At 43.5% G+C, this 25,180-nt stretch carries 24 protein-coding genes; 15 read left to right on the forward strand and 9 right to left on the reverse strand.

Features of this window, described 5'->3' with window-relative positions; genetic code table 11:
* Positions 1 to 243 precede the first annotated feature (243 nt).
* Complete coding sequence (locus tag CXF82_RS08230; RefSeq protein WP_102044021.1) at positions 244 to 1,317, reverse strand: site-specific integrase; 1,074 nt, start codon at positions 1,315 to 1,317, stop codon at positions 244 to 246.
* A gap of 106 nt (positions 1,318 to 1,423) precedes the next feature.
* Between CXF82_RS08230 and dusA the strand changes: the two genes are divergently transcribed.
* From dusA to CXF82_RS08245, 3 genes are all read left to right on the forward strand, one after another.
* The gene (gene dusA / locus CXF82_RS08235; RefSeq protein ID WP_102044016.1) at positions 1,424 to 2,446 is read left to right on the forward strand and encodes a tRNA dihydrouridine(20/20a) synthase DusA; all 1,023 of its coding nucleotides are present in this window, start codon (positions 1,424 to 1,426) and stop codon (positions 2,444 to 2,446) included.
* Positions 2,447 to 2,680: 234 nt separating this feature from the next.
* The gene (locus tag CXF82_RS08240) at positions 2,681 to 2,989 is read left to right on the forward strand and encodes a hypothetical protein (RefSeq protein ID WP_101092574.1); all 309 of its coding nucleotides are present in this window, start codon (positions 2,681 to 2,683) and stop codon (positions 2,987 to 2,989) included.
* A 134-nt stretch (positions 2,990 to 3,123) separates the two neighbouring features.
* Entirely contained in the window at positions 3,124 to 3,324 is a 201-nt protein-coding gene (locus tag CXF82_RS08245) for a PspC domain-containing protein (protein WP_101092573.1), read from the forward strand.
* Between the two features lie 184 nt (positions 3,325 to 3,508).
* Here CXF82_RS08245 and CXF82_RS08250 read toward each other — a convergent pair whose 3' ends face one another.
* Positions 3,509 to 4,246: an enoyl-CoA hydratase-related protein gene (locus CXF82_RS08250; RefSeq protein WP_101092572.1), complete on the reverse strand. Its 738-nt coding sequence runs from the start codon at positions 4,244 to 4,246 to the stop codon at positions 3,509 to 3,511.
* A 35-nt stretch (positions 4,247 to 4,281) separates the two neighbouring features.
* Here CXF82_RS08250 and CXF82_RS08255 point away from each other — a divergent pair, with 35 nt between their 5' ends.
* The 3 genes from CXF82_RS08255 to CXF82_RS08265 are packed head-to-tail and all read left to right on the forward strand — an operon-like array spanning position 4,282 to position 6,498.
* On the forward strand, positions 4,282 to 4,761 hold the full coding sequence (locus CXF82_RS08255) for a copper chaperone PCu(A)C (RefSeq protein WP_102044017.1): 480 nt from the start codon (positions 4,282 to 4,284) through the stop codon (positions 4,759 to 4,761).
* A gap of 13 nt (positions 4,762 to 4,774) precedes the next feature.
* Positions 4,775 to 5,746, forward strand: a complete 972-nt coding sequence (locus CXF82_RS08260; protein ID WP_102044018.1) for a DUF2333 family protein — start codon at positions 4,775 to 4,777, stop codon at positions 5,744 to 5,746.
* Between the two features lie 2 nt (positions 5,747 to 5,748).
* Entirely contained in the window at positions 5,749 to 6,498 is a 750-nt protein-coding gene (locus CXF82_RS08265; protein ID WP_101092569.1) for a TIGR04219 family outer membrane beta-barrel protein, read from the forward strand.
* A 71-nt stretch (positions 6,499 to 6,569) separates the two neighbouring features.
* Here the strand turns inward: CXF82_RS08265 and CXF82_RS08270 are convergent, their stop codons facing one another.
* Entirely contained in the window at positions 6,570 to 7,007 is a 438-nt protein-coding gene (locus CXF82_RS08270; RefSeq protein ID WP_102039121.1) for a TIGR02444 family protein, read from the reverse strand.
* Positions 7,008 to 7,060: 53 nt separating this feature from the next.
* On the reverse strand, positions 7,061 to 8,971 hold the full coding sequence (locus tag CXF82_RS08275) for an ABC transporter ATP-binding protein (RefSeq protein WP_101092567.1): 1,911 nt from the start codon (positions 8,969 to 8,971) through the stop codon (positions 7,061 to 7,063).
* A 161-nt stretch (positions 8,972 to 9,132) separates the two neighbouring features.
* Between CXF82_RS08275 and CXF82_RS08280 the strand changes: the two genes are divergently transcribed.
* Positions 9,133 to 9,342, forward strand: a complete 210-nt coding sequence (locus CXF82_RS08280; protein WP_101092566.1) for a YheV family putative zinc ribbon protein — start codon at positions 9,133 to 9,135, stop codon at positions 9,340 to 9,342.
* Between the two features lie 128 nt (positions 9,343 to 9,470).
* Positions 9,471 to 10,151, forward strand: a complete 681-nt coding sequence (locus CXF82_RS08285) for a DUF3313 domain-containing protein (protein WP_102039122.1) — start codon at positions 9,471 to 9,473, stop codon at positions 10,149 to 10,151.
* Between the two features lie 43 nt (positions 10,152 to 10,194).
* On the opposite strand, the gene CXF82_RS08290 is transcribed toward CXF82_RS08285, so the two are convergent.
* Positions 10,195 to 11,574: a DsbA family protein gene (locus CXF82_RS08290; RefSeq protein WP_180961185.1), complete on the reverse strand. Its 1,380-nt coding sequence runs from the start codon at positions 11,572 to 11,574 to the stop codon at positions 10,195 to 10,197.
* Positions 11,575 to 11,932: 358 nt separating this feature from the next.
* On the opposite strand from CXF82_RS08290, the gene dbpA reads away from it, so the two are divergent.
* The 6 genes from dbpA to CXF82_RS08320 all read left to right on the forward strand — a co-directional run bounded on the left by dbpA (position 11,933) and on the right by CXF82_RS08320 (position 20,008).
* Positions 11,933 to 13,309: an ATP-dependent RNA helicase DbpA gene (dbpA, locus tag CXF82_RS08295; RefSeq protein ID WP_101092621.1), complete on the forward strand. Its 1,377-nt coding sequence runs from the start codon at positions 11,933 to 11,935 to the stop codon at positions 13,307 to 13,309.
* A 172-nt stretch (positions 13,310 to 13,481) separates the two neighbouring features.
* A complete protein-coding gene (locus tag CXF82_RS08300) occupies positions 13,482 to 14,624 on the forward strand; it encodes an HDOD domain-containing protein (RefSeq protein ID WP_101092563.1) in 1,143 nt (380 codons plus the stop codon).
* Between the two features lie 520 nt (positions 14,625 to 15,144).
* A complete protein-coding gene (locus CXF82_RS08305; protein WP_102044020.1) occupies positions 15,145 to 16,362 on the forward strand; it encodes an aspartate aminotransferase family protein in 1,218 nt (405 codons plus the stop codon).
* A gap of 135 nt (positions 16,363 to 16,497) precedes the next feature.
* Complete coding sequence (gene astA, locus CXF82_RS08310) at positions 16,498 to 17,517, forward strand: arginine N-succinyltransferase (RefSeq protein ID WP_101092561.1); 1,020 nt, start codon at positions 16,498 to 16,500, stop codon at positions 17,515 to 17,517.
* 9 nt (positions 17,518 to 17,526) lie between these two features.
* Positions 17,527 to 18,987 carry a succinylglutamate-semialdehyde dehydrogenase gene (astD, locus tag CXF82_RS08315; RefSeq protein WP_101092560.1) on the forward strand — a complete coding sequence of 487 codons (1,461 nt, stop codon included), beginning with the start codon at positions 17,527 to 17,529 and terminating at the stop codon, positions 18,985 to 18,987.
* Between the two features lie 223 nt (positions 18,988 to 19,210).
* Positions 19,211 to 20,008 (forward strand): DUF1338 domain-containing protein, encoded by a 798-nt coding sequence (locus tag CXF82_RS08320; protein ID WP_101092559.1) that lies wholly within the window; start codon positions 19,211 to 19,213, stop codon positions 20,006 to 20,008.
* A gap of 130 nt (positions 20,009 to 20,138) precedes the next feature.
* On the opposite strand, the gene CXF82_RS08325 is transcribed toward CXF82_RS08320, so the two are convergent.
* The 4 genes from CXF82_RS08325 to crp form a co-directional block, all read right to left on the reverse strand.
* On the reverse strand, positions 20,139 to 21,470 hold the full coding sequence (locus CXF82_RS08325) for an ATP-binding protein (protein ID WP_102039124.1): 1,332 nt from the start codon (positions 21,468 to 21,470) through the stop codon (positions 20,139 to 20,141).
* Positions 21,467 to 22,141, reverse strand: coding sequence for a response regulator transcription factor (locus CXF82_RS08330; protein WP_102039125.1), 675 nt, complete (start codon positions 22,139 to 22,141; stop codon positions 21,467 to 21,469). Before CXF82_RS08330 ends, CXF82_RS08325 begins: the two co-directional genes overlap by 4 nt.
* A 97-nt stretch (positions 22,142 to 22,238) precedes the next feature.
* Positions 22,239 to 22,577, reverse strand: coding sequence for a PepSY domain-containing protein (locus tag CXF82_RS08335; protein WP_101092556.1), 339 nt, complete (start codon positions 22,575 to 22,577; stop codon positions 22,239 to 22,241).
* An 82-nt stretch (positions 22,578 to 22,659) separates the two neighbouring features.
* On the reverse strand, positions 22,660 to 23,295 hold the full coding sequence (crp, locus tag CXF82_RS08340; protein ID WP_101092555.1) for a cAMP-activated global transcriptional regulator CRP: 636 nt from the start codon (positions 23,293 to 23,295) through the stop codon (positions 22,660 to 22,662).
* 440 nt (positions 23,296 to 23,735) lie between these two features.
* On the opposite strand from crp, the gene CXF82_RS08345 reads away from it, so the two are divergent.
* Positions 23,736 to 24,518, forward strand: a complete 783-nt coding sequence (locus tag CXF82_RS08345) for a tetratricopeptide repeat protein (RefSeq protein WP_101092620.1) — start codon at positions 23,736 to 23,738, stop codon at positions 24,516 to 24,518.
* The last annotated feature ends 662 nt before the right edge of the window (positions 24,519 to 25,180 follow it).

The following is a 25,180-nucleotide window of genomic DNA, read 5'->3' on the forward strand; positions in this document are numbered from 1 at the left end:
AGTGGGCTGAAACTGTGGTTCGCAAAATCTTTGGTATGGTAAGGTTGATTGAAATCACTAACGTGGAACTGGATAATGACTTGCCAATCTGAAAGTTAGATAAACCCTTAACAAAAGTAAGAGTCGCTGTTGCCATTTTGCCGTTATTTAGATGTGAAAAAGGATTACTCTTTCTTTTAACTCTTTGTTTTAATTTGTTAAGGTGACGAGACTCTAACCTGAGATTTAAAAAAATCTACATCCTTAATCAGAAAATTTATCATGCAGTTTGTGGGGGAATAGTTGGGTGTAAACCTGCCACAGAATATTTAGGTTTCGATGTCCAGTGACTTGAGCAACCTCTTCGATAGAGTAGCCTTTCTCAAATAAACGGCTGGCACCTTCACGGCGTAAATCATGATAGCGCAGATCTTCAATGCCCAATTCGTTACGAACGCGCTGAAACCCTGCCGTTACTGATCTCGGATTGTAGGGGAATATCAAATCATCATTTTGAGATTGGCGTTTTACGATATCGAATGAACCAGCAAGCAACGGCACTATCATGTGGTTGCCTTCCTTTTTTCTCGGGTCTTTTCTATCACGCACTAAAATGGTTTTATGATCTTCGTTTAAGTCTTCCCTGCGCAACTTGCAAACCTCACCGATTCGCATGCAGGTCAAAATACTAAAGTCTAAGATATCGAGGAAAGGTATCCGAGTTTTCCCATTGGGCCTAAAGTCCATTCTTGTTTGAAGACCGGCTCTTAATTTGTCGAGTTCATTCTCTGTAGGTCGGCGTGTTCTCTTTTGGCTTTTTCCTACTAAACTCATTTCGATTAGAACGGGTACCGCATCTTCGAAAATTTGATGGTTGGCCGAAATATCCCAAACGGGTAGCGCTTTTTTCATCACACTGCGAAGGTAGGCAATATCATGATAGATAGTTGCAGGCCCAGCACCAGCTGCGCGCCTGTTCTTACAATGTTCAATCAGGTCACTGGTTTTTAGGGCATCACTTTTAATCTTGCTGATATCACAGTCCATAAGCATTTTAATGACATAGCGTTTAGTTCGGCCTGTTTTCCCCCAGAGGTCATGATCTTCAAAGTATAAATTTAGCAGGGCCCCAAGGGACACCACTTTATGTGTGTTGAGTGCCCCATGATGTTCAATCGCATCGCATCGAGCTTTACCCCAGGTGCGAGCAACTTCTTTTTTACTGAATGTTTTGGACTCACGATGTATAATTTCGCCGGATTCTTTGACGCGCACAGTACATCGGTAACTAAACTCGCCGCTTGCCTTTGCTCGTTTCTCTATTGTAAAAGATGCCATATCAGTGAATTTCGCCAAATCGTCCTACCCCATTGAGGGGCCCATATGGGACACCATACAACGAAACTCAACGAAATTACAGGCAATTCAGGGCAACTCGGAACAAATGATAGTACCTAATAAATCAGGCTGTAAGCCAGTAACACCAACGAATACGCTTAATAGAACGTTCAGCATTGCGCCGATGCTTGATTGGACTGACCGTCATTATCGTTACTTTGCGCGGTTAATGTCGTCTGAAGTGCTGCTATACACTGAAATGGTGACAACGGGAGCAATAATTCACGGTCGTGGTGACTACCTTGCATATAACGAAGAGGAGCATCCTATTGCATTGCAGTTAGGGGGCTCGAATGCAACTGACTTAGCGACGTGTGCAAAATTGGCCGCGGAACGAGGATATGATGAAATCAACCTCAACGTGGGTTGCCCATCCGATCGGGTTCAAAGCGGTCGTTTTGGTGCTTGTCTAATGGCAGAGCCGACATTGGTTGCTGAATGTATCGATGCGATGAAGCAGGTTGTCGATATTCCGGTGACAGTGAAGACGCGTATTGGTATTGACGAGCAAGATAGCTACGAGTTCTTAACGCAATTTATTGATACCGTAAAAGCGGTAGGTTGCAATGATTTTATCATTCATGCCCGTAAAGCGTGGTTGCAAGGCTTAAGCCCTAAAGAAAACCGCGAGATCCCTGAGCTAGATTATGAGCGTGTTTATCAGCTAAAACGTGATTATGCTGATTTAAGTATCAGTCTTAATGGTGGGGTTAAAACACTTGCTGAGTGTAAAAGCCATCTTGAGCAACTTGATGGTGTCATGGTTGGGCGTGAGGCTTATCAAAATCCCTATATCTTGGCAGAAGTCGACCAACAGTTATGTGGCCTTGATAAGCCAGTGCTCAGCAGAGATGCTGTTTTAGAGAAACTACTTCCTTATATAGAGAAACATCTGCAAGCGGGCGGACGCCTCAATCATATCACTCGCCATATCATTGGATTGTTCCAAGGCGAAGTTGGCTCACGAGTATGGCGTCGTTATTTAAGTGAAAATGCACATAAATCTGGTGCAGGTATAGAGGTTATAACCCAGGCTAGGAAAGAGATGGAAGCGGTTGTCAGCCTTTAATTAGCCTTAAATTTTCTCCTTTAAAATGTCTTGTAGTGAAATTCACCAGTGCGTGGTGAGTTTCACTAACGTTAGCTATCCCTCATTAAACTCCCTATCGTGTTAATGTTACTAAAAACCCACCCGTCGATAATTATTCCTTTATATTTAAAGCCTTAGCTTGTTAATGAAAAGTTGGCACGCCACTTGTATTAGTCTATGTGCAATCAGGCGAAACTCGAAAAGGAATCCATTATGTTTAATTCTATTGTAATGAAAACGGTAAAGACCTCTGTATTAACTGCTGTATTGTTAGGTGCTAGTGTTTCTGCTCAAGCGGAAACGTCGTTGGTCAGTGAAGTGGCAAACAGCTTAGAGCAAAACATTAGCGCTCAAATGCAAGATATGGTCAGTAAAGCACAAACAGAACTGAGTCTTTCCATTCAGTCTCAAATGTCAGAAATGATGTTCGAATTAAGCAGTGATGAAGATTTGAAAGCTGAAATGCTTACCGCCGAAAAGGTTGAAAAATCACTGGTCACAAGCGCACTAATTAAGGACTAATTATGTGGTATATAGCTCAGTTCATGGGGTTGTTACTACTGCCAGTTGTGAGTTTAGCGATATTTGCTTGTATTATTTGCTCGCTGCAGTGGCATAAATTAAAAGATTAATTTTGAAGTTAAATGGAGTTTTAAATGGCTAATTTTATTAACAGGTTAAAAGATCCTTCGTCATTGGTATGCGGCGTTGCAGCGGCAATGGCAGATAAGTTCGACTGGTCATGTTTATGGACCCGTGTGGTATGTGCACTGGCGGTTTTTTGTAACCCTGCAATGGGATTGATGATCTATTTTGTGTTGGCCTTAGTGTTACCTAAGTGGGAAAAACCATGCTAATACAGGCGCATCTATATAAAGAAGTCGATAGTACGACTTATGGATTGATACGTCGTGCCAATACGGACTACAGCAATTGGATACTAGGTGAGATGATTTGTTATTCAAGAAGGTATGCTCGCTAAAATCGATATTGATATAAGCAAGCATACTTTCTGACATTTTAGCTTATTTAGGCTACGAGCTATTTCTTTAGAAATGCAGCGAAACGAGATTTTGCTTCATCACTTGCCAGCCTAGTACCAAACTCAACCAATTCTTTTTCCATCTGCGCTCTTATTTCTTCTTTGTTATAACGCATTAACTGCTTGGTTGTTTGTAGTGAAATAGGCGGTTGCTCTGCCAACTTCTTTGCTTTATTCAGTGCATATTCAAAAATATCTTCCGTTGCAACAACTTCGTTAATAAGCCCATATGTGTGTGCTGTTGCTGCATTAAAGCTTTCGCCCAACATCAGAAGTTCAGCGGCTTTCACATGGCCGATAACTTGAGGCAATAGCAGACTTGCTCCAGCTTCAGGCACAAGTGCTAGTTTGACAAATGGCAGTTGGAATTTAGCGGTGGTATCGGCATAGACCAAATCGCAATGTAATAGCAAGGTTGTACCAATGCCAACCGCTGCGCCAGTAACGGCAGCGACGACCGGTTTTTTTAAATCAAGTAGGCAAAATAGGAATCTGAAAGCGGGGTGTTTCACACCTAAGTTACTATTTTTTAAAAAGTCAGCAATATCATTACCAGAAGTAAAACACTCAGCTTGACCACGAAACATAAAGGCTCGAATTTCATTGTCCGATTCACCTTGGATAAGGTATTCTGTTAGCTGTGTATACATTTGAAGGTTGAGCGCGTTGCGCTTGTCTGGACGATTAAACGTAATAATACGTACCCCATTATCGTCCTTAATCTGAATAGTACTCATTCGTTATGTCCTCATGTTGCGAATTGGATTTTAAAATGGAGTTTAAGACATTGAAGCAAATATTCAAACAACTGTTTAACCTCACCCTGCTGAGCTGTTTCTCGTTTACGGCTTTTGCGCAAGTGGTGCTTGTTGATGGTTACGTTCGTGCAATGCCGCCAAGCGTGCCCAATACCGCTGCTTATATCACTTTAGAAAATCATGGACCGGCAACACGGCTTATTGCTGTTGAAGCGCCTTTTGCGAAAGAAGCGCAACTGCATACGCTTATTGATGAAGATGGCATGATAAAAATGCGCCAAGTTGATGGCTTTGACATAGACTCTCATGGCAGCTTGGTACTCTCTGAATCGGGAAATCACATCATGTTGTTGGGATTGATCGCGCCCTTAGCCGAAGAGAGCAAAGTAGATTTAACTCTCAGGTTCGCAGACGGTAAACAGCAAGTGATTTCGCTGCCCGTTAAAAAGCAGGCTAGCTCCGCAGAGTCTGAACATCAACATCACCACCATTAAGGAGTAATTGTTAATGAAAATGACCTGGAAAAAAGGCGTAGCGCTAGCTGCTTTAATTTGTTTTATTGGTTACCTTATCGCTATTTGGTGGAGTGCTGAACCTGATGTCATCGAACAAGAGGTTTATAAGCAAGATAATGGGCGCCAAGTAATTGGTTATGCCACGACAACATCGCTTATCTTAACGGTTGAGGTATTGCTGGATAAACCTGGCGGCTGGTTATCGAATGACGTCACACCGCCTTCAATCTTGATGGATAATATGCCCGCATTTGAATTTGGTGCGATTGAACAGGCTAGAGATTTAGCGCTGATTATGCGTAAAGAGTTTAGCCGTTCTCAGTCTCAGTCAACAGCTGATAAAGATCTACTTGCCGCGCATTCAAAACTGAACATTGAGCACACGAGTTGGTTGGTACCCAGTGCTGAAAGTGAGTATCGCGATGCCGTTAAGCTGTTGAAGCTCTATCGCGCTCGAATGATTACGTCAGAGAATCCAGATGCGCAGTTCTATGCCCGAGCAGACAACCTAAATGAATGGTTGAAAGAGATCCAAAAGCGCTTAGGCAGTATGTCGCAACGACTGTCAGCGAGCGTTGGCCAAGAAAGGCTTAATACCGATTTATCAGGTGATAGTGCAGCAAAGCAATCAACACCAGGTTATATCGCGCAAGAAATCAAGACCAGTTGGTGGAAAATTGATGATGTTTTCTATGAAACTCGTGGGGCAACATGGGCGCTGCTTAATTTCATGAAAGCGGTTGAAGTTGATTTTGCAGATGTACTGAAGAAAAAGAATGCTCAAGTGAGTTTTCGTCAAATCATTCGCGAACTTGAAGAAACACAACAATCCGTTTGGAGCCCATTGATCCTTAATGGTTCAGGCTTTGGGGTTGTCGCTAATCACTCATTAGTGATGGCAAATTATGTCTCCCGCGCAAATGCCGCGGTTATCGATTTAACTAACTTATTAACTCAAGGTTAACTATGAAAAAAACATTATTGGCGTGTGCACTATTAGGTTCTTTAGTAGGCACTTCTGCTCATGCTGCTTCTGTTATTGGTTTTAAAGTAGGTGGCGATTACTGGCAAGCTGATACCAGTGGTACTTTCGCTGAGAAGGGCCAACCACAGCAAGAGTTTAACCATAAAGATTCTTCACAAGGTAGCATTTGGCTTGCGATTGAACATCCGATCCCGCTAGTGCCAAATGTTAAGATCAGACAAAATAGCCTGAGCGCGAATGGCAGTGCTAACGTGACGAACTTTGAGTTTGGTGGTAATACTTATACTGGCGATGTGACGACAGACTCAGATTTAAGTAACACAGATTTCGTACTGTATTATGAAATATTAGATAACGACATCGTTTCACTTGATCTCGGTGCTGCTTACAAGAAGATGGACGGCAAATTCCGAGTCAATAATAGCAGTAATAATGGTCGAGAAAACTCTCAGAAAAATATCGATAGCGGTATTGTGATGGGTTATGTCGATGCACAGGTAGGCATTCCTGGCCTTGGCCTTTACGGTTTTGCCGATGTGATGATGGGCGTTGATGAGTCAAGCGTTTACGATTATTCAGTGGGTCTTGGTTGGAACTTTGATGGTACTGCGTTGGACTATCGTATCCGTGCGGGTTACCGTGATTTTAAGTTTGATGTAAATGGCTTTGACGGCGTTACAGCAGATATGCAGTTCAAAGGTTACTTTGCCGGTGTAGAATTGGTTTTCTAAGTTTCGTTAAAATTTAAGTAAGCTAATAAAAATGCCCGTCGTTGAGATGGGCATTTTTTATATGTAAACGGTTATATTTTTAATGATGGGTAGTGCTCACTGCACAGATTAAACAGGGCTAAATAACCGGTTAGGTTACTGCCGTCGCCTTGGCATACGAGTGTGTTTAGGCTGCGTAAAATCAGCCTTTGAGATTTACGTTCAAGCATCAGTTCCACGTCCAGCATTTGCTGGTATTCAGCTTTTTCTAGGCATGACTTACTTAGGCGGCGCAGTTTACGGTAGGGTAAAAGTACTCTAGCTTCCCACTTAAATGTGTCTTGTTGTAGAGTTTGCCATTGCGTGGCTGACAGCAAGTACTCTTGGGTGTCTAACCAAAGTGCGAGCAGCAACAAGTTCACATTGACCTGATGTTCGTCCTGTAAACGAAGGCATTGTTGTTGGTGTTTGAGGTAAATGTCGTCGCAGTCTTGCCACAGGCTCAAGTCTAATGTGTTGAGAAGTGTCATGATTACCGTCCATTAAAAAAGGGGCTTAATGCCCCTTTATGTTATGTAAATCGTTAGAGTGAAGCTCGGACTATTTGTTCCATCTTTTCAATTTCTTCTTGAACTTCTAACCACTCCATTTCGCTCTCTTCTAACCCTTGAGTGAGTGTGGTTCGCTCACTGAGGACTTTAGTCAGTTTTGTTTTGTTGTCAGCGTCATAAAGGCTGCTGTCTGCCAGCATCTGCTCTAGTTCACCTAAGCGGTCATTTGCCTTTTGTTGCTCTTTCTCCAGCTTTGTTTGGACTTTCTTCATCGGAGATAGCTTTTGTCTTAACTCCGCTTCCAAACGCTTTTGCTGTTTTTTGTCTTGAGTGGGCTTAGCTGTTGTCCCTGTATCGTCTTTGTTTGCGGCCTTAGCAGCATCAAGTAACCATTGATGATAATCGTCCAAATCCCCTTCAAAGCTTTTAACTTCACCTTGATCCACTAGGTAGTAATCACTGCAGCTAAGACGCAGTAAATGTCTATCGTGCGATACAATAATCATTGCACCTTCAAATGATTGTAGCGCCATAGTGAGCGCATGGCGCATCTCTAAATCTAAGTGGTTGGTGGGTTCATCAAGTAGCAATAGGTTAGGGCGTTGCCACACCAGTAGCGCCAATACTAAACGCGCTTTTTCGCCACCGGAGAAGGGGCGCACAGGTGCAACAGCCATATCACCGTTAAAGCCATAACCGCCAAGAAAGTTACGCAACTCTTGCTCTTTTGTATTTGGTGCGAGGCGTGCAAGGTGTTGCAATGGCGTATCGTCTAAGCTCAGAAACTCTAATTGATGCTGTGCAAAGTAGCCAATGTTTAACCCTGGGTTAGTTTCATATTTACCTTTCATTGGCGACAGCTCGCCGGAAAGCAGCTTAACTAAGGTTGATTTACCGGCACCATTTCTGCCGAGCAAACCAATACGTGCTCCTGGCACTAGGTTTAGTTGCACCTTTTTAAGAATTTCTGTCTCACCATAACCAACAGACACTTGTTCCATGGCGACCAGCGGATTAGGCAATGCTTCAGGCTCTCTAAATGACATATGAAAAGGGCTATCAGCTTGTGATGGCAATAGTTCTGCCATGCGTTCAAGCGCCTTTAAACGGCTCTGGGCTTGTTTTGCTTTACTGGCTTTGTATCTGAAACGATCCACAAATGTCTGCATATGCGCACGTTCTTTCTGCTGACGTTCATAGGCAACTTGCTGCTGCGCCATACGCTCGGCACGGACATGTTCAAAGGCGGTGTAGTTACCTTTGTAGTAATTCAATTTTTGATGTTCTACATGGACGATTTCATCAACAATGCCGTCGATAAAGTCACGATCGTGACTGATCAAAATTAATGTACCTTGGTAGGCTTTAATCCAGCCTTCCAACCAGTACATGGTATCTAAGTCTAAGTGGTTGGTGGGTTCATCAAGTAGTAATAAGTCTGAGCGGCATAATAGTGCTTGGGCTAAGTTTAAGCGCATGCGCCAACCCCCCGAGAAACTTTTTACTGGGTTAGACTGTTCTGCTTCGCCAAAACCAAGTCCAGCAAGTAAACTGGCTGCACGGCTACGAATCGCATAGCCGCCTATGGCCTCTATTTTACCGTGTAGTAGGGCAATCTTATGCCCGTCGTCAAGCTCTTGGGCTTGCAGCAATTGAGCTCCAAGCTCACGATATTCAGTATCACCGTCAATCACATATTCAATGGCTGCAACATCCAGTGCGGGTGTTTCCTGGGCGACGGTTGCTGTTTGCCAACCAGACGGCATACCGAAGTCGCCTTTGTCTAAACTTATCTTGCCTAGAATTAGCGCTAGAAGTGAGGATTTTCCTGTACCGTTAGCACCCACGAGACCGACTTTATGGCCTGGATAAACGGTTAATGAGGTTTCATCTAGCAGGATTTTAGACCCGCGAACGAGTTGAGCTTGAGTGATGGTGATCATTTATGCCGGCTTGAGTCTGAGTGAAAGCAATTATTGCTGGGGATAATAGCCCAGAATCTAGTCTGGCGGCTATGACCAAGCTGCGAAAACTGTCGCTATGGTTCGGCTTATTTGTGCTTTTGTGGCAAAATGGCACGAATTTACCCTTAGGGCTCTAATTGATGACCACCACCACGAAGAAAGTAAAGAAAAGATTTGTTGCAGGTGCAAAGTGTCCGAAGTGCCAAGCGAAAGAATCTATCGTGCTATTTAAAGAAAATGGTATTGAAACGGTTGAATGTGTTGAGTGCGATTATCGCGAGCAGCAAACTGATGAAAAAATCGTTAAAAAAGCCACCGGTGCGGTGATTGGTGTCTTTAAACCTGAATAGCCAATAGCGGGTCACTATTAATGACTATACACGTGTGTATTTATCTGTACATTTGTTTTGTTGTCGTTTAAACTTTGCGCGGTATATATGGGCTACTGCTTATATTGAATTGTTTATTAGGAAACAAAATGAATATCGCTCGCTTGGTTGTTATAGGTTGCATGTTATTGCTGGTGGGCTGTGGAACAGTTCAAGATTACCGAAAATCGCAAATGTTCAGTACGTTTGAGGATTTCAGAGCTGGACCAGAAGGTGGTAGCGACTTAGTTTGGGCGCAGCCTAATATCAAAAGCGTGGCGGATCTTAATCAGATTTTAAACCGTTATGACAATGTTATCGTCGATCAGGCTTGGTTACTGCTTGATGATAAGGACAGATATGACGGGCTCGATGATCAAGACATTGTCGAGGTGTCTAAATACCTTATGGATAAAATTAAGGAGAAAGCCAGCAACCGCTTTACCTTGGTCGACAAGGCAACCGATAAAACCCTGAGAGTGAGTGTCGCGCTAACTAATATTGAAACACCTAACCCCATTCTGGCAGTGACCAGCAGTATCATGCCTGTTGGACTCGGCATTTCGAGTATCTCTAAAATAGTGACTGGCGAGCATACCAACGTCGGCAGTGCCACGATTGAGCTTATGATTAGCGATGCCAAAACTGGCAAACCCATCGTCGCGGTGATAGATCGTAGGGGCGGAAACAAAGATCTAAGCACCATGATTGATTCGACCGACGATGCTAAAGATGCGATAAATTGGTGGGTTGAACGCTTGAGTAAAACCTTACGTGGTGAAACGCTCTAAGCATTAAATTTCTGCAACCATTTAAGCCATCTTTGCCAACGTCTTAAAGACGTTGGCTTTGGATAAACTGCTCAATTCTTGCCAATCTATCCTGGCCCCACACGCTTAGTTGTTGGCTAGAGTCTTGTTGCTTACCGCCATGTTGAATACTTCCTGCTAGGATATTGCTTTGGTAACTAAAACTCGGTACTCCCCAAAGGCCGAGTTGCATCATCTCATCAAGATTGTGTTGTGCCCATTGGCGCCAGCTTGATAGCTTTAGTAAGCTCTGCGCATGTGGCCAATCTAAGCCACTCCGTTCGACGATTATCTTCAACCCTTTATCGGTATCGCTATGTAATCCTTGGCTGTTGACTGCTCTTGAGTAATTCAATAAGTACTCCGTTCCTTTGCCTTGCGCCTCGGCATATTCAAATAGGGCGTAGCAGCGTTCAACTCCCAGCCCTAAAGGATCGGCGACTTTACCGTAATCGATATTTAAGCGGCATGCTTCGCGTTTGGTGTCATGAAATATATACATCTTCTTTGCGTTTGGTACCGCTAAACCGCGCATCACCATCGGCAGAACAGGCTTGATGGTGAGAGGGATTTGATATTTATTGGCGAGTAATACCGCTTGCTCTAAACCCAAGTGGGAGTAAGGGCTGCGTATTGAAAAATATAGCGTGAGTCTTTTGTTATGTTGGTCATAGTTTGGAATCTCGGCTTGTTTCAATGTGGATGTAGCGTCGAGTTTCAATCTTGTTTTGGTGAATATGGGCTGCAAAGGCAATTTGTACAAGCTAATCAAGCGTTGCTCTAAATAGGCTAATCTATCAACTCCCCAATACCATTCTCCAGCATAATGGATCGTGCCCGTTTGATAGTGTCCAAGTTTTTGTATTAAAACACTGTTGCGGCTTAAGCTGGTTTTCTCTTGGGGGCTGAACTGGAGCGTTTTTTTACGTTGAGGGCGGTTTTCATCTTGCCAGAAATCGGCAAATATTCTGACTAAATGATGTATGTCGGCTGCAGTCGACCCACAGGCAAGTAGCGCTTTTGTCGCGACGACTTTGTCAGATTGATGATGTTCAATACCGCTGTTAACGGAGTCAAAGTAATACAGCTTGGCTAAATACTGACAGTCTGATACGGCATTTTTTTTCCACAAGACGGGTTCAGGAAAGGCATTATCTGGGACTGATATTAACGGATAAAATACAATGTTGAGCGGCATTGATGACCCGTAGCGCGGTATAAAATGCGCTAGCGCTTGCAGCAGGATATAGCTGTAAGGGTCATCTATTTTGATAAACACTTTGAGACTGTGAGGTTGACGTAGCAGCTTACGTTTAAACTCAAACAGATATCGTTTGCAGTTAAGTGACGTATCACTGGATAAGCACTGTGCAAGATATGGCATAAGCGATGTTTTAACAGACATGATAGTTGATTGACCCTTAAAAGTTAGTTTTAACATAAGGGGCAAAGCCTTAAAGGTAAAGCACAGGGTTTAATCTACTGCTACGCGCAGTATTTGTTGCTGCAAAAGCGTGGGAATGCTGCATCTATTGTAATAACTGCTACAATAGCGCGCTATAATAGTTAGCATTCATCATCGACATTTTAAGCCTTGTGATTTTAAGGCTCTTGTCACTATATTTTATTGCTGTTGAGAATCGGCCAAACCGCCGACGGTATTGAACTGGTGAGATAAACTCTGCCAGCAATGAGCTTCATTCTCGCGGTAAATACTTAGGAAAGAAACTTTGACTCAATCAGTCCTCGACACCGATGGCCAAGTGCCGTTTTCAACCCTAAAGCTCAAAACTGAGCTACTCGACAACTTAACCACAATGGGTTTTGAGTCGATGACACCGATCCAAGCTCAGAGCTTACCAGCGATCCTTAATGGGGAAGATGTCATTGGCCAAGCCAAAACAGGCTCGGGTAAAACAGCCGCATTCGGTTTGGGTCTGCTGCATAAATTGGACGTTAAGCGATTCCGCATCCAGTGTTTAGTGATGTGTCCAACACGAGAACTGGCTGACCAAGTGGCCAAAGAGATCCGTACGTTAGCCCGCGGTATTCACAATATTAAGGTGTTGACTCTTTGTGGTGGTGTTCCTATGGGCCCACAAATTGGTTCGCTAGAGCACGGCGCGCACATCATTGTGGGGACTCCAGGACGTATTATCGATCACTTAGATCGTAACCGCTTAGATTTAGATAATGTGCACACCTTGGTGTTGGATGAAGCTGACCGTATGTTAGATATGGGCTTTCAAGTTGAACTTGAAGCCATTATTGAGCAGATTCCAGTTGAACGTCAGACATTACTTTTCAGCGCAACATTCCCTGATCAGATTAAGTCTATTGCCAATACGATTATGTTCAAACCTGTCATGGTTAAAGTCGCTTCGACGCATGAAACAAGTACGATTGACCAACACTTCTATGAAGTGGGTAATCCTAATGACCGTATGCGCGCACTAAAATTGCTGTTACTGCAGCATCGTCCAGATAGTGCTGTGGTATTTTGTAATACCAAGCGCGAAACTAAAGATGTTGCTGCGCAGCTGAAGAACGACGGTTTTAGCGTAGTGGCACTGCATGGCGATCTCGAGCAACGAGATCGCGATCAAACGCTACTGCAGTTCGCCAACAAAAGTGTGTCTATTATGGTGGCAACAGACGTTGCGGCGCGTGGATTAGACATTGACGCGCTTGATGCTGTGATTAACTACCAGGTTGCTTTTGACACTGAAGTTCACATTCATCGTATTGGTCGTACTGGACGTGCTGGCAGTCAAGGCGCCGCATATACGTTTTATAACGATGAAGATGGATATAAAATTGCGTTGCTTGAAGATTATCTTGAGCGCGATATTGTCAATGAAGCGCTGCCTGCAGAGAGCTTACTCGACACTTACCCTACTCAACCAAGCATGATCACGTTGCAAATCGAAGGCGGTAAAAAGCAGAAGTTGCGTCCAGGCGATATTTTAGGAGCACTTACGGGTGAAGATGGCATTGATGGTAGTGAAGTTGGTAAAATCAAAATCACTGATTATCGTGCTTACGTCGCGGTTAATCGTAAAGTCGCAAAGCGTGCGTTGCATAAAATTGTTAATGGTAAATTGAAAGGGCGCACATACCGCGCTTGGGAAATGAATTAACGAACTCGACGTAATTCGACTTCAGATTAAATACTCAATTAGTTAGCTGTTGAGCCGATAAAAATCCAGAGAGATCTGGATTTTTGTCTATGTGGAGACGGTGAATGGACGGCGAGGTTGTATTGCCGTTAGTTGCTGTTGGTAGAATCGATATTTTGGGATAGGTTAATTAGTGGCAATTTCGGTAGCGGGTGGAGTAAAACCCGGCAAAATTATAGAGATAGAGCATAGGCTGCAAGAGTTACTCATTGTTGGCAAAGGCAAACCTGTCTCTATTCCTGATGAGATCCACGCAGAGCTTGAAGATGATGCCAATAAACTCGAAATTGAAAGAGACGCTATTCGAGCACGAATAGAGAAGCAGAATAAAGCCCAAGCGTTGTACAAGGTTGTTTCGGCCCAACTGATTACCAGTGTTAACCGTGCTATTGAACATCAGTTGTCGTCGCCAGAGCTGGTACTTGAGCATTCTAAGCTCGATGAAAAGCAAATCCTCTTACTTGAGCTACTGTATTCAAAGCGAGTCGATCTGTCACGTATACGCCCGTTAGTCATGGACTTACCTTGGTTACAGCGTGACTTAGTTAATATGATCAATAGTCCGATGTTTCGGCATCGTCGGCCGCAAACTTCAGATATTCAAGTGACTGATATCAAACTCGTGCTTAACTACATTGGTATTGAAAACCTGCAAGCGTTAATCCCCTATTTTTGCCTGCGTTACCTCATGCCGAGTGGTCAGCCTCAACTGTTGTGGGTGACTCGTAAACTATGGCGTTACAGCGTTATAAGTGCGATAGCGGCTCAGGCCTTAGTTGAGTTACACAATAAGGACCGCGCTTTTGCCTACAGTTGTAGCTTGATGAGTCAGCTTGGCACTACTTGCGTTATTAGCAATTGCGCTAAGATGTTTGATGCTACGTTGGGGAGTTGGTTGAGAGAAGCCAGCGCTAGCGGAGATAAAGAACTTTATGATGCAATCATGGCAACTGAGTTTCCGGCGATTGATGTTTATCAGCAAGCGTTAACGCACAGTGGTCCGCTCAATTGGCAGTTACTTAATCAGCTGAGTTTTGAACAGAGCCGTTTAACCAAAACGTTTAAAGCGATTGATGAGAGTCTTAAATATGCCGATCTTGATGAAGATTCAGCACTTATCGAAAGAGCTAACTGTTTTGCGAGGGTCTATCTATTAAAAGAGGCGGGTAATATTACCTCCCATGAATGCCGTTTAATGTACGATTACTATGAAATCTCCGAGCAAGAGTTGATCCGTTTGAATGGAAAAAACTATCGTAAATTAGCACTGTTTTAAGCCCGCTATAACGAAGAGTGCTCATTGTACAATCGTAGACTCATTCTCCCATGTTAATTAATCTCATTGAACATCGAATAGCCGTCCAAACATCCGCTAATTTCCGCCACTAAATAGTATACAATTATTTATCATTTAGACTCTTTTGGTTAGTTAATCAAATCTTGGTCAAAAAACTGTCTAATTTACGCTAACTCAGCCTATATACGCCATTTCGGTGAACTAGTTATGCAGTAATGCTGAATATTTAGTATTCAGAGGCGCTAGATAACTTTTTTATGACTAATTATGCTTAAACCCCCGCCATATACGCTTTGATAATTCTAAATCTCAACTCTTTATGCACTATAAGGCGTATTTGGTCCGATGAAGGTTGTGAAAAACTGGTATTTTGATCACGTTTTCGCTAATAATGTCTTCCTAGCAATACAAGCAACCGCGATGTCACCTATAAAAGATAAAGACATCAAGCGGAATACGACGGCTTTATCGCGGTCGATAATTTGAAAGGATGGAAGGAATGAGCGTTAAAATGAATCTTACACGTGCCCAGTTTGACGAAGTTATGGTGCCTAACTATGCGCCTTCAGCAGTAATCCCAGTGCGTGGCGAAGGTAGCCGAGTTTGGGATCAAGAAGGTAAAGAGTTTATCGATTTTGCTGGTGGTATTGCCGTTAACTGTTTAGGTCATTGTCATCCTGCTTTGGTTGGTGCGTTAAAAGAGCAAGGCGAGAAGCTTTGGCATCTATCTAACGTCATGACTAACGAACCTGCTCTTGAGCTTGCCACTAAGCTTGTTGAAGCGACATTTGCTGAGCGTGTTTATTTTGCTAACTCTGGCGCTGAAGCCAATGAAGCTGCACTTAAGCTAGTTCGTCGTTACGCGATGAATAAGTTTGGTGCTGAAAAAGATCAAATCATTGCATTTGATAAAGCATTCCACGGTCGTACTTTCTTTACGGTAAGCGTTGGCGGTCAAGCGGCTTACTCTGACGGTTTTGGTCCAAAGCCACAGAGCATCACTCATGTCCCATTCAATGATATTGCAGCACTAGAAGCGGTCTTTTCTGATAAGACTTGTGCAGTAATGATGGAGCCACTACAAGGTGAAGGCGGCATTATCGATGCTGATCCTGAGTTTCTAACAGCCGTGCGCGCGCTTTGTGATAAGCACAATGCATTGCTTGTATTTGATGAAGTTCAAACGGGTGTTGGTCGTCTAGGCGAACTATACGCTTACATGCGTGGCGATGTAGTACCAGATATTCTGACAACCGCTAAAGCATTGGGTGGCGGATTCCCAATCGCTGCGATGCTGACAACCAAAGAAATTGCTGAGCACCTTAAGATAGGTACTCATGGTTCAACTTACGGTGGTAATCCACTTGCTTGTGCTATCGGTAACGCAGTACTAGATGTGGTAAATACTCCAGAAGTCTTGGATGGCGTTAAAAAGCGTGAGCAATTGCTGCGTGATGGTCTGAGCAAGATCAATGAGAAGTATGATGTTTTCTCTGAAGTTCGTGGCCAAGGCCTGTTGCTTGGTGCCGTGGTAAACGAAAAGTATCAAGGACGCGCTAAAGAGTTTTTAGTGGCAGGAATTGAAGAGGGTGTTATGAGCCTAGTGGCTGGCGCAAATGTTGTGCGTTTCACACCTTCACTCGTGATCCCAGAAGCTGACATCGCTGAAGGCCTAGCGCGTTTCGAGCGAGCTGTCGCTAAAGTAGTCGCAGCCTAAATTGGCAAACGAAGCGCTAGGTCACCTTAGCGCTTCTTTTTTGTCTTTAGGATACTTGATAGCTGCAGTGTCAGTATTGCCTGTTAAAGGCAATGCCTACCTGATAGCGACAAGTGATAGTGAGGAAACTCCTAGATGTTAATAATACGTCCAATCCGATCCACTGATTTTGACGCGCTATATCAAATAGCCGAAGAATCAGGACATGGATTCACATCTTTACCTGTAAACGAAGATCTTCTTAGACGCAAAATTGCGCGGGTTGAAGCTTCGTTTGAAAAACAAGTCGATAAGCCGTTTGATGAAGGCTATTTAATGGTGCTTGAAGACACAGAAACCAGCGAAGTCGTTGGTACTTGTGGTATTGAAGCGGCTGTTGGTATGGAAGATGCGTTCTACCATTACCGTCTTGGTACAGAGGTTTACCATTCCGAGCAAATTGGCGTGCGCAATGAAGTCGAGACGTTAACCTTATGTCATGACTATACTGGCGCCGCAGAGCTATGCACTTTGTTCTTGCGAGGAAGTTACCGCAAGAACAACAATGGCCGTATGTTGTCCCGAAGCCGTTTTCTCTTTTTAGCACAGCATGCCGCGCGTTTTGGCGAAACTGTGATTGCTGAAATGCGTGGCGAGAGCGATGACGAGGGTAACTCGCCTTTTTATGATTGGTTGCAAAAGCACTTTTTAGGCATTGATTTTATTGAAGCTGATTATTTATCAGGCCTAGGACAAAAGGCATTTATGGCGGAAATGATGCCAAAAAATGCAGTTTACGTGTGTTTATTGCCAGAAGAAGCGCAAAAAGTTATTGGTGAAGTACATGCCAATACTCGACCCGCGCTTAATCTATTGCAGGCAGAAGGTTTCAGATGTCGAGGTTACGTCGATATTTTTGATGGTGGACCCACCGTTGAATGTAACCTGCATGATATTCGCTCTATACGCGAAAGCCGCCTGTTAACGGTGACCATTGGTGATGCTCCAGCAGATGCACCAAGCTATATCGTTTCAAACACCCAACTCGCAAATTACCGCGCTACAGCTGCAAATCTAGCTGTATCAGAAGACAATGACAACGTGATCTTAGACGCTGAAACTGCTGCAGGCCTTATGGTTGCAGACGGTGAGCAGATCCGTGTATTGGCCATGTAGGAATAGAATATGACACAATTTATTGAAGGTAAGTGGATAGCAGGTTTAGGTCACGATGTGACATCAATTAACCCTGCAAACCAAGAAGTCATCTGGACAAGTAAAACGGCAACTCCAGCGCAAGTTAATACCGCGGTTGATGCTGCGCGTAACGCGCAATTTGATTGGTTTATGCTGGGTTTTGAAGCGCGTTTAGCGATTGTTGAAGCATACCGTGATCAGCTAGAAGCCAATAAGGCCGATATGGCTGAAGTGATTGCCCAAGAAACGGGTAAGCCACAATGGGAAACCGCAACAGAAGCGGGCGCTATGATCGGTAAAATCGGCTTGTCAGTGGCCGCTTATAATAAGCGTACGGGGACGTCTGAAAGTGAGATCCCTGCAGGACGTGCTGTATTGCGTCATAAGCCACATGGTGTGGTTGCGGTATTTGGCCCTTATAATTTCCCTGGTCACTTGCCTAATGGCCATATTGTACCTGCGCTACTTGCGGGTAACACAGTGGTATTCAAGCCATCAGAATTAACCCCTAAAGTGGCAGAGCTAATGCTTAAGCTTTGGGAAAAAGCGGGTCTACCTGCTGGCGTGCTTAACCTTGTTCAAGGCGAAGTTGAAACGGGTAAGGCGCTTGCGGCTCATCCACAAATCGACGGTTTGTTCTTCACGGGGAGCTCGCGTACGGGTCACATCTTGCATCAGCAATATGCCGGTGAACCAGGCAAAATCTTAGCACTTGAAATGGGGGGGAATAACCCACTTATTATTAAAGGTGTTGAAGATACTAAAGCTGCAGTACATGACATTATTCAATCTGCTTATATCTCATCAGGTCAGCGTTGCACTTGTGCTCGTCGTCTATACGTTGAGAAAGGTGCGCAAGGTGATGCACTGCTTGAACAACTCGCTGCCGCCGTTAAAAAGATTCAAGTGGGTGCGTGGAATGCACAGCCACAACCATTTATGGGCTCTATGATCTCAGAGTCTGCCGCAAAAGGCATGGTTGAAGCACAGCGTAACTTAGTTAACTTGGGCGCAGCTCCACTTGTTGAACTCACTCACCTAGAAGCGGGCACGGGTCTGGTTTCACCGGGTCTAATTGATGTGACAGATGTGATTGAGTTGCCTGATGAGGAGTATTTCGGTCCACTACTTCAAGTGATCCGTTATAGCGATTTTGATCAAGCAATCAAGCTGGCTAATGCTACTCGCTATGGTTTGTCTGCCGGTATACTTGCTGATAACCGTGAAGATTATGACTACTTTTTAGCGCGTATTCGTGCCGGTATTGTTAACTGGAATAAGCAGATAACAGGTGCGTCAGGTGCGGCACCATTTGGTGGCGTTGGTGCATCGGGTAATCACAGAGCTAGCGCATTTTATGCCGCTGATTACTGTGCATATCCAGTGGCTTCTGTTGAAGCGGATGCAGTGAGTCTGCCGGCGAAATTGAGCCCAGGCTTGAGCATTTAGTTTTAAGGTAAAGGGAAGAGCTTCGGGGCACTTCTTTATATCAAAGGCTTTGCTGAATCTGTTAAAGCCTTTGAGCAAGTATCAACAACATTTGATACGACGCAAATCTAGCAAGCATTAGTAGCTCTTACTTACCAACCTAGGTGGAGCTGCTAAATCCCTCAAATGTGTACAGCCGCGTGACATAAAAAACAATAAGCACGATGGCGTAAAGGAGTTAACGATGCACACTAATGTAAACGCGTTATTTGAAGCACTTTGGCAAGATTATATTGAGATGGCACCCTCTGCTGCTAAAGTTCATCAGTTACTTTCTAAGGGCGAGAAGATCATCAATGATCATATTGCACTGCGAACGTTTAATATCAGCAAGGTTAACCTTGACGTACTCGCTGCACATTTTGAATCAATCGGTTATGTCGCTTGTGGTGATTATAAGTTTGAAGCTAAAAAGCTTAACGCTAAGCATTTTGAACATCCTGATAGCACTCAGCCAAAGGTGTTCATCTCAGAGTTGTTGGTCGAAGAGTTTAGTGATGAACTCCAAACGACCATTAAAGGCCTAATTGAGCAGGTAGAACCAACGGCAACGACTGCCGATAATTTCCTGTATTCTGGACGCCATTGGGCGCTTGATTCTAAGACTTATGAGTCGTTATTAGCTGAAAGTGAGTATGCAGCTTGGGTTGCGGCATTTGGTTACCGAGCTAACCACTTTACGGTTTCAATTAATCATTTACCCAACTTTGATACCATTTTTGAAGTGAATGACGCACTAAAAACTGCCGGTTTTGTCCTTAATGCTGCTGGTGGTGAAGTGAAGGGCAGTGCTGAAGTGTTGCTCGAACAGTCGTCAACGATGGCAGATAAGCTTCAAGTTAGCTTCTCAGACGCTGTGGTTGAGATCCCTAGCTGTTTTTATGAGTTTGCTATACGTTATCCAAAAGCTGACGGAGAGCTTTACACAGGCTTTGTGGCTGCGTCTGCCGATAAGATTTTTGAAAGTACTAATGTGAATTAAATCGTCAATTTGGCCATTGGCTCAATGGTGAACTAAACAGGGTGCTAGATTTTTAGCATTAGACACAAAAAAGCCGGAGTCAATCCGGCTTTTTTGTGTCTAGATTTTACGGCTGATAAAGCCATTGGCATTAAACCGAAAAATGCAGTGTCACTTTAAGACCGGATAAAGATAAGCTGTGTTGAAATTGCAATACAATCTTATATTGTTCGGCAATATCCTTAACAATCGATAGTCCGAGTCCGTGGCCCATGGTGGCTTCATCTAAACGTTTTCCCCGATGAGTCAATAGCGCCAACTCTTCTGTTTTCACTCCTGGACCATCATCTTCAATACTGACAATGAGCTGCTGATCATGATTGCTGATACATACTCTAATTTCAGTGTCAGCCCATTTAAACGCGTTGTCTAATAAGTTACCCAGTAGTTCCATGCCATCTTCGCGATGCATGGGGAGTCGTCTGATGTCTGCTGGAATATCTAAGCGGCAATTGATGGTCTTAGTGCGATGCACTTTTTTTAGAGTCTGCACCAGATCTTCAATATCTTTAGGTAATTGCATTTGCGCCGCCGGTAACATATCACCGGTTATACGCGCTGCAGCGAGCTTTCTCTCAATCATTTTATGCACTAGATCGAGTTGTTTTTGTAATGCTTCTGCAGAATCAGGATCTTTTAAGCCTAATACTTCAACTTGTTGCTGCATGACCGCTAGCGGCGTTTTAAGCCCGTGGCTTAAGTTGCCTAAATTATTGCGACTACGCTCAATCTGCTTACTCGAATACAGTAAAAGCTCATTATAGTTCGAGGCTAATGGTTGCAATTCTAAAGGGATGGTATTGAGATCGAATGAAGATATTTCGCCTTCACGTAACCGAGCCAAAGTATCTTTCATTTGACTGACGGGTTTAAAGGATTGACGCAGCACCAAAAAAATCCCCATTATCATTGCCATCAACATAACAAGATTGACGATAAGCTTGGTACCATAAATTTCTGAGACTATTTTGCGACCAATACTTAAGTCTTGCGCTACGGTGAGTGTGGCATTGAGCCCTGAAGTATCAGAATTAAGACCTATCGATAACAGTTGAATATCATGATTTTGTGGCCCCTTGGTCTGCCATGCTCGCGTCTCCCCCTCTTTTAAGTCGGCAACTTCTAAGCGTTGATCCCACAGTGACCGCGATCTTAGCTCCTGCTCTGGCAGATCAAGTTGATAGTAGCGACCTGAATAGACGGGTTTATAGAAATTTGAAAGTTGGGTTTGATCAATGCTGAGGCTGCCGTCCTCGATGTGAGTGGCGAGTAATACTTGTTGAAGATCTTCTTGCAGCCTTGCAATAATCGAATCATGGAAGGCTTGGCGTAGCATGGACTCGAAAAAGACCAGCGCCACTATTGTGGCGATAACAACTAAGCCTGTTAACCACAGGCTTAGTTTGCTACGGATGGATATCATTGCACCACGCCGTGAAAAATATACCCCTGGCCGCGACGTGTTTCGATAGCGGTTTTACCCAATTTTTTACGAAGGTGAGTGACGTATACTTCAACAACATTACTCTCTTTTTCGTCGTCAAATTGATATAACTTATCGGTGAGCTGCGCTTTTGAAAGGAGTTTTTTAGGTGACATTAAGAATATCTTTAATAGCCTAAATTCCATTGCGGTTAGCTCAAAGGTATTTTCACCTATAGTGACAGATTGCTGTCCTTCGTCTAAAGCAACGCCAGCATAAGTGAGCTGTTTGTTAGGTGAGTTGGCTTTACCATGAGCACGTTGGATCAACGCTTGGATCCTGACAAGTAGCTCTTGGGTATGAAAAGGTTTACCTAAGTAGTCATCAGCGCCAGAGTTAAAGCCTTCGACTTTCTCATGCCATTGGCTCCGCGCAGTTAGCATGATAACCGGTGTATGTATGCCTTGTTCACGCCAGCGCTCGAGCAACTCAAGGCCATTACCGTCAGGTAAGCCAATGTCAAGGATCACGCAATCATATTGGGTTTCATTCATTAGGTAATCAGCTTCGCTAATCTTGTCGGTAGCATCAGTGACATAGCCTGCTTGCTTAAGCTGTTTTAGCAGTTCTTCAACAAGTAGGGTGTTATCTTCAACAAGGAGTAATTTCATAAAGTGTGCTCTCAATCGTGCCTGTAGCGTTAATCGCGCTTAGCTTTTGACTGGTAATGTTAACTCAAAAGTAATGCAAAGCTATGTGTTTTATATATTACAGTGTTTCTGCAATACAACGACTTGGCATTTTTGCTGGGTTAGTGAGTTGTCCGTTACGTGCATTTAGGATCAGATCTACAATCTCACCATTTGGGTTGCGAATTTGTATTTCATACAGCCAATTGCCATCATATTGGTAAAGATGGGCATCGATAAGCTTACCGTGACAGATAGCTTTGATGCCAACAAGTGTAACGTCTAATGACAGGATTTGACCACTCTTCACCAGCAGTTGCGCTTGATAGTGCTGCACTTCCACTTTTTGATTGGCAAATACCAATACGGGGAGTTTTAGTAAGCAAACTAAAATGCTTAAATAAATAGCAATTTTCAAGCGGTACTCCTAAAAAAAAATGGCCTGAGATTAATCTCAGACCATTTTATAGAAGCTGTATTAAACCGAGCTTAATACTGTATTAGCGAGTACCGTATACTACGATAGTCTTACCATGAGCTTGTATAAGGCTTTGTTCTTCTAGCATTTTCAAGATACGACCAACAGTCTCGCGAGAACAACCAACAATCTGGCCAATCTCTTGACGAGTGATCTTAATCTGCATGCCGTCAGGATGCGTCATCGCATCTGGCTGCTTAGCTAGATGAAGCAATGTCTGCGCGATTCTGCCAGCAACGTCTAAGAAGGCTAAGTCACCCACTTTTTGGCTTGTGCTGTGCAGGCGGTGAGCCATTTGTGAAGAAAGCTTCATCAAAATTTCAGGATTAACCTGAATGAGTTGCTTAAATTTCTTATATGAAATTTCAGCAATCTCACAGGCTTGCTTAGCACGAACCCAAGCAGTACGTTCAGCTTGTTCTTCGAACAGACCTAATTCACCGATAAAGTCGCCCTGGTTAAGGTAAGAAAGAATCATCTCTTTACCTTCTTCGTCTTTAATCAAGACGGCTACAGAGCCTTTTACGATGTAATAAAGCGTATCTGAATCTTCACCAGCGTGGATCAAAGTGCTTTTGGCTGGATACTTATGAATGTGACAGTGTGATAAAAACCATTCCAAAGTAGGATCCGGTTTTGGCTTTCCAATCAGAGCCATGCCTATGTTCCTCGACTGATTTACGTTAAGAGTAAGAATATGCTAATTAAGCATCTTACGTCAATTAAGCAGATGAAACCTTGATGGAAGTCTTACTTTAGACTTATCGCATAAAGGTAACTAGCTATGATGATAGTCTTTTATTCTGATACATTAGTAATATATGTCAACTTATTACGTCTTTTCCAATAATAGTATGGTTAACTCTGCAAGCGATATCACATCTTGTTTGGTCGCTGGCAGTTAGGCGAATCATCGCTTAATACAAGGCTGGATTTAATGTCATAAATTCGGACGCTTTTAATGAGAGTGATTCTCATTTGTGTAGTTAAGGGCTTTATCCTCGACTTTTGTCTGAATTTCTGGCTAACTGCTAAAAGATATAGTTCAGCATTGATCAATTAGCCATGCTTGAGTTGTTTGATTTAATAGGAGCGCGTGTGAAGTTTAGACCTTGGATTTTAAATACTGTAGTGGTCTTTTTGATAGCCGCGAGCCCTGCTGCTCAAGCTTTTTCAATTCCTCAGCCTGTAGGCACAGCTGAAGCCAGCCGGGTAGCACATATCCATTTGAAAGCGGCTCACGGTGATTCCGATGCCCAATATCTGCTTGGGTTGATGTATTTGTCTGGACGATTTGTTGAACAGAACCAAACTGTAGGCATGGAGTGGGTGACCCGCGCTGCTAAGCAAGGCCATGCTAAAGCGCAGCAAACAGTCGCTGACTTGGCGTTTGAAGGCAGCATAGTGACTCGTGACCTGCCAACGGCAAAACAGTGGTACACGGCGCTGAGTAAGCAGGGCAATAAGCGGGCTGACTTTAGATTAGGCTTTATTTATGCTGCTGGTGGCGAAGGGGTTGAGCGTAATTGTGGTAAAGCGGTAGAGCAATTTAAGCTGGTCGGCGATGAGATCTCATTAAGTAATGTTGCTTGGATTTTAGCGACGTGTCCAGAAGCTAAGTATCGAGACGGTGACCAAGCATTAGCGCTGTCACTTAATCTGCTAAAAGCGAATAAAAAAGACCCGACCACATTGGATAACCTTGCCGCAGCGTATGCGGAAGTTGGCGATTTTGATGCAGCCATTTCTACTCAGCAAAAAGCGATTGAGGCATTAGCACTCACCTCTGATCAAAGTAAGACGGGTGCGTTTATCCAGCGATTGGAAACATACCAAAACTTTGAGCCCTTTCGTGAAGTGGTGCCTTTAATCGGTAATTAATACTCATCAAATTTGAAAAGCGCTTAAGTGATTAAGCGCTTTTTTTGTGTCTCGAATAAACCCATTCAACTAGTTATTACCTCTAATCAAATATGGAAATCCACAGACCTACTCAATCGAGGCTGTTATCTGCGGCCATGTTCCGGAGGATAATCTGATCAATATGGGTGTGGAATTCACTTAGTGTTGATTGTTAAGAGAGGTTAGCCTTTATTTTCAAGGAGATGAATAGAACAACATGGATGCGGGATTTACTTTATTTAGAGGTTAGCGAGCACCTTCAAGGAGATGAACAGATCAATATGGATGTGGAATTCACTGGATGTTGATTGTTAAGAGAGGTTAGCCAGTATTTCCAAGGAGGTGAACAGATCAACATGGGGATGGAATTTACTTTATTTGGAGGTTAGCGAGCATCTTCAAGGAGATGAACAAATCAATATGGATGTTGATTGTTAAGAGAGGTTAGCCAGTATTTCCAAGGAGATGAACAGATCAACATGGGGATGGAATTTACTTTATTTAGAGGTTAGCGAGCATCTTCAAGGAGATGAACAGATCAACATGGATGTGGAATTCACTTTATTTAGAGGTTAGCGAGCATCTTCAAGGAGATGAACAGATCAACATGGATGTGGAATTCACTTTATTTAGAGGTTAGC

Source organism: Shewanella sp. GutDb-MelDb (genome assembly GCF_002836075.1).
In the GTDB taxonomy this organism is placed as follows: domain Bacteria; phylum Pseudomonadota; class Gammaproteobacteria; order Enterobacterales; family Shewanellaceae; genus Shewanella.

What these genes read in the sequence shown, in the direction of transcription:
- CXF82_RS08290 (WP_180961185.1), bottom strand. Translation starts at nt 11,574, where the DNA reads ATGTCTGTTAAAACATCGCTTATGCCATATCTTGCACAGTGCTTATCC.
- CXF82_RS08330 (WP_102039125.1), bottom strand. Translation starts at nt 22,141, where the DNA reads ATGAAATTACTCCTTGTTGAAGATAACACCCTACTTGTTGAAGAACTG.
- CXF82_RS08285 (WP_102039122.1), top strand. Translation starts at nt 9,471, where the DNA reads ATGAATATCGCTCGCTTGGTTGTTATAGGTTGCATGTTATTGCTGGTG.
- CXF82_RS08260 (WP_102044018.1), top strand. Translation starts at nt 4,775, where the DNA reads ATGAAAATGACCTGGAAAAAAGGCGTAGCGCTAGCTGCTTTAATTTGT.
- dusA (WP_102044016.1), top strand. Translation starts at nt 1,424, where the DNA reads ATGATAGTACCTAATAAATCAGGCTGTAAGCCAGTAACACCAACGAAT.
- crp (WP_101092555.1), bottom strand. Translation starts at nt 23,295, where the DNA reads ATGGCTCTGATTGGAAAGCCAAAACCGGATCCTACTTTGGAATGGTTT.
- CXF82_RS08255 (WP_102044017.1), top strand. Translation starts at nt 4,282, where the DNA reads ATGGAGTTTAAGACATTGAAGCAAATATTCAAACAACTGTTTAACCTC.
- CXF82_RS08280 (WP_101092566.1), top strand. Translation starts at nt 9,133, where the DNA reads ATGACCACCACCACGAAGAAAGTAAAGAAAAGATTTGTTGCAGGTGCA.
- CXF82_RS08265 (WP_101092569.1), top strand. Translation starts at nt 5,749, where the DNA reads ATGAAAAAAACATTATTGGCGTGTGCACTATTAGGTTCTTTAGTAGGC.
- CXF82_RS08240 (WP_101092574.1), top strand. Translation starts at nt 2,681, where the DNA reads ATGTTTAATTCTATTGTAATGAAAACGGTAAAGACCTCTGTATTAACT.
- astD (WP_101092560.1), top strand. Translation starts at nt 17,527, where the DNA reads ATGACACAATTTATTGAAGGTAAGTGGATAGCAGGTTTAGGTCACGAT.
- CXF82_RS08320 (WP_101092559.1), top strand. Translation starts at nt 19,211, where the DNA reads ATGCACACTAATGTAAACGCGTTATTTGAAGCACTTTGGCAAGATTAT.
- CXF82_RS08275 (WP_101092567.1), bottom strand. Translation starts at nt 8,971, where the DNA reads ATGATCACCATCACTCAAGCTCAACTCGTTCGCGGGTCTAAAATCCTG.
- astA (WP_101092561.1), top strand. Translation starts at nt 16,498, where the DNA reads ATGTTAATAATACGTCCAATCCGATCCACTGATTTTGACGCGCTATAT.
- CXF82_RS08245 (WP_101092573.1), top strand. Translation starts at nt 3,124, where the DNA reads ATGGCTAATTTTATTAACAGGTTAAAAGATCCTTCGTCATTGGTATGC.
- CXF82_RS08230 (WP_102044021.1), bottom strand. Translation starts at nt 1,317, where the DNA reads ATGGCATCTTTTACAATAGAGAAACGAGCAAAGGCAAGCGGCGAGTTT.
- CXF82_RS08305 (WP_102044020.1), top strand. Translation starts at nt 15,145, where the DNA reads ATGAGCGTTAAAATGAATCTTACACGTGCCCAGTTTGACGAAGTTATG.
- CXF82_RS08325 (WP_102039124.1), bottom strand. Translation starts at nt 21,470, where the DNA reads ATGATATCCATCCGTAGCAAACTAAGCCTGTGGTTAACAGGCTTAGTT.
- CXF82_RS08270 (WP_102039121.1), bottom strand. Translation starts at nt 7,007, where the DNA reads ATGACACTTCTCAACACATTAGACTTGAGCCTGTGGCAAGACTGCGAC.
- CXF82_RS08250 (WP_101092572.1), bottom strand. Translation starts at nt 4,246, where the DNA reads ATGAGTACTATTCAGATTAAGGACGATAATGGGGTACGTATTATTACG.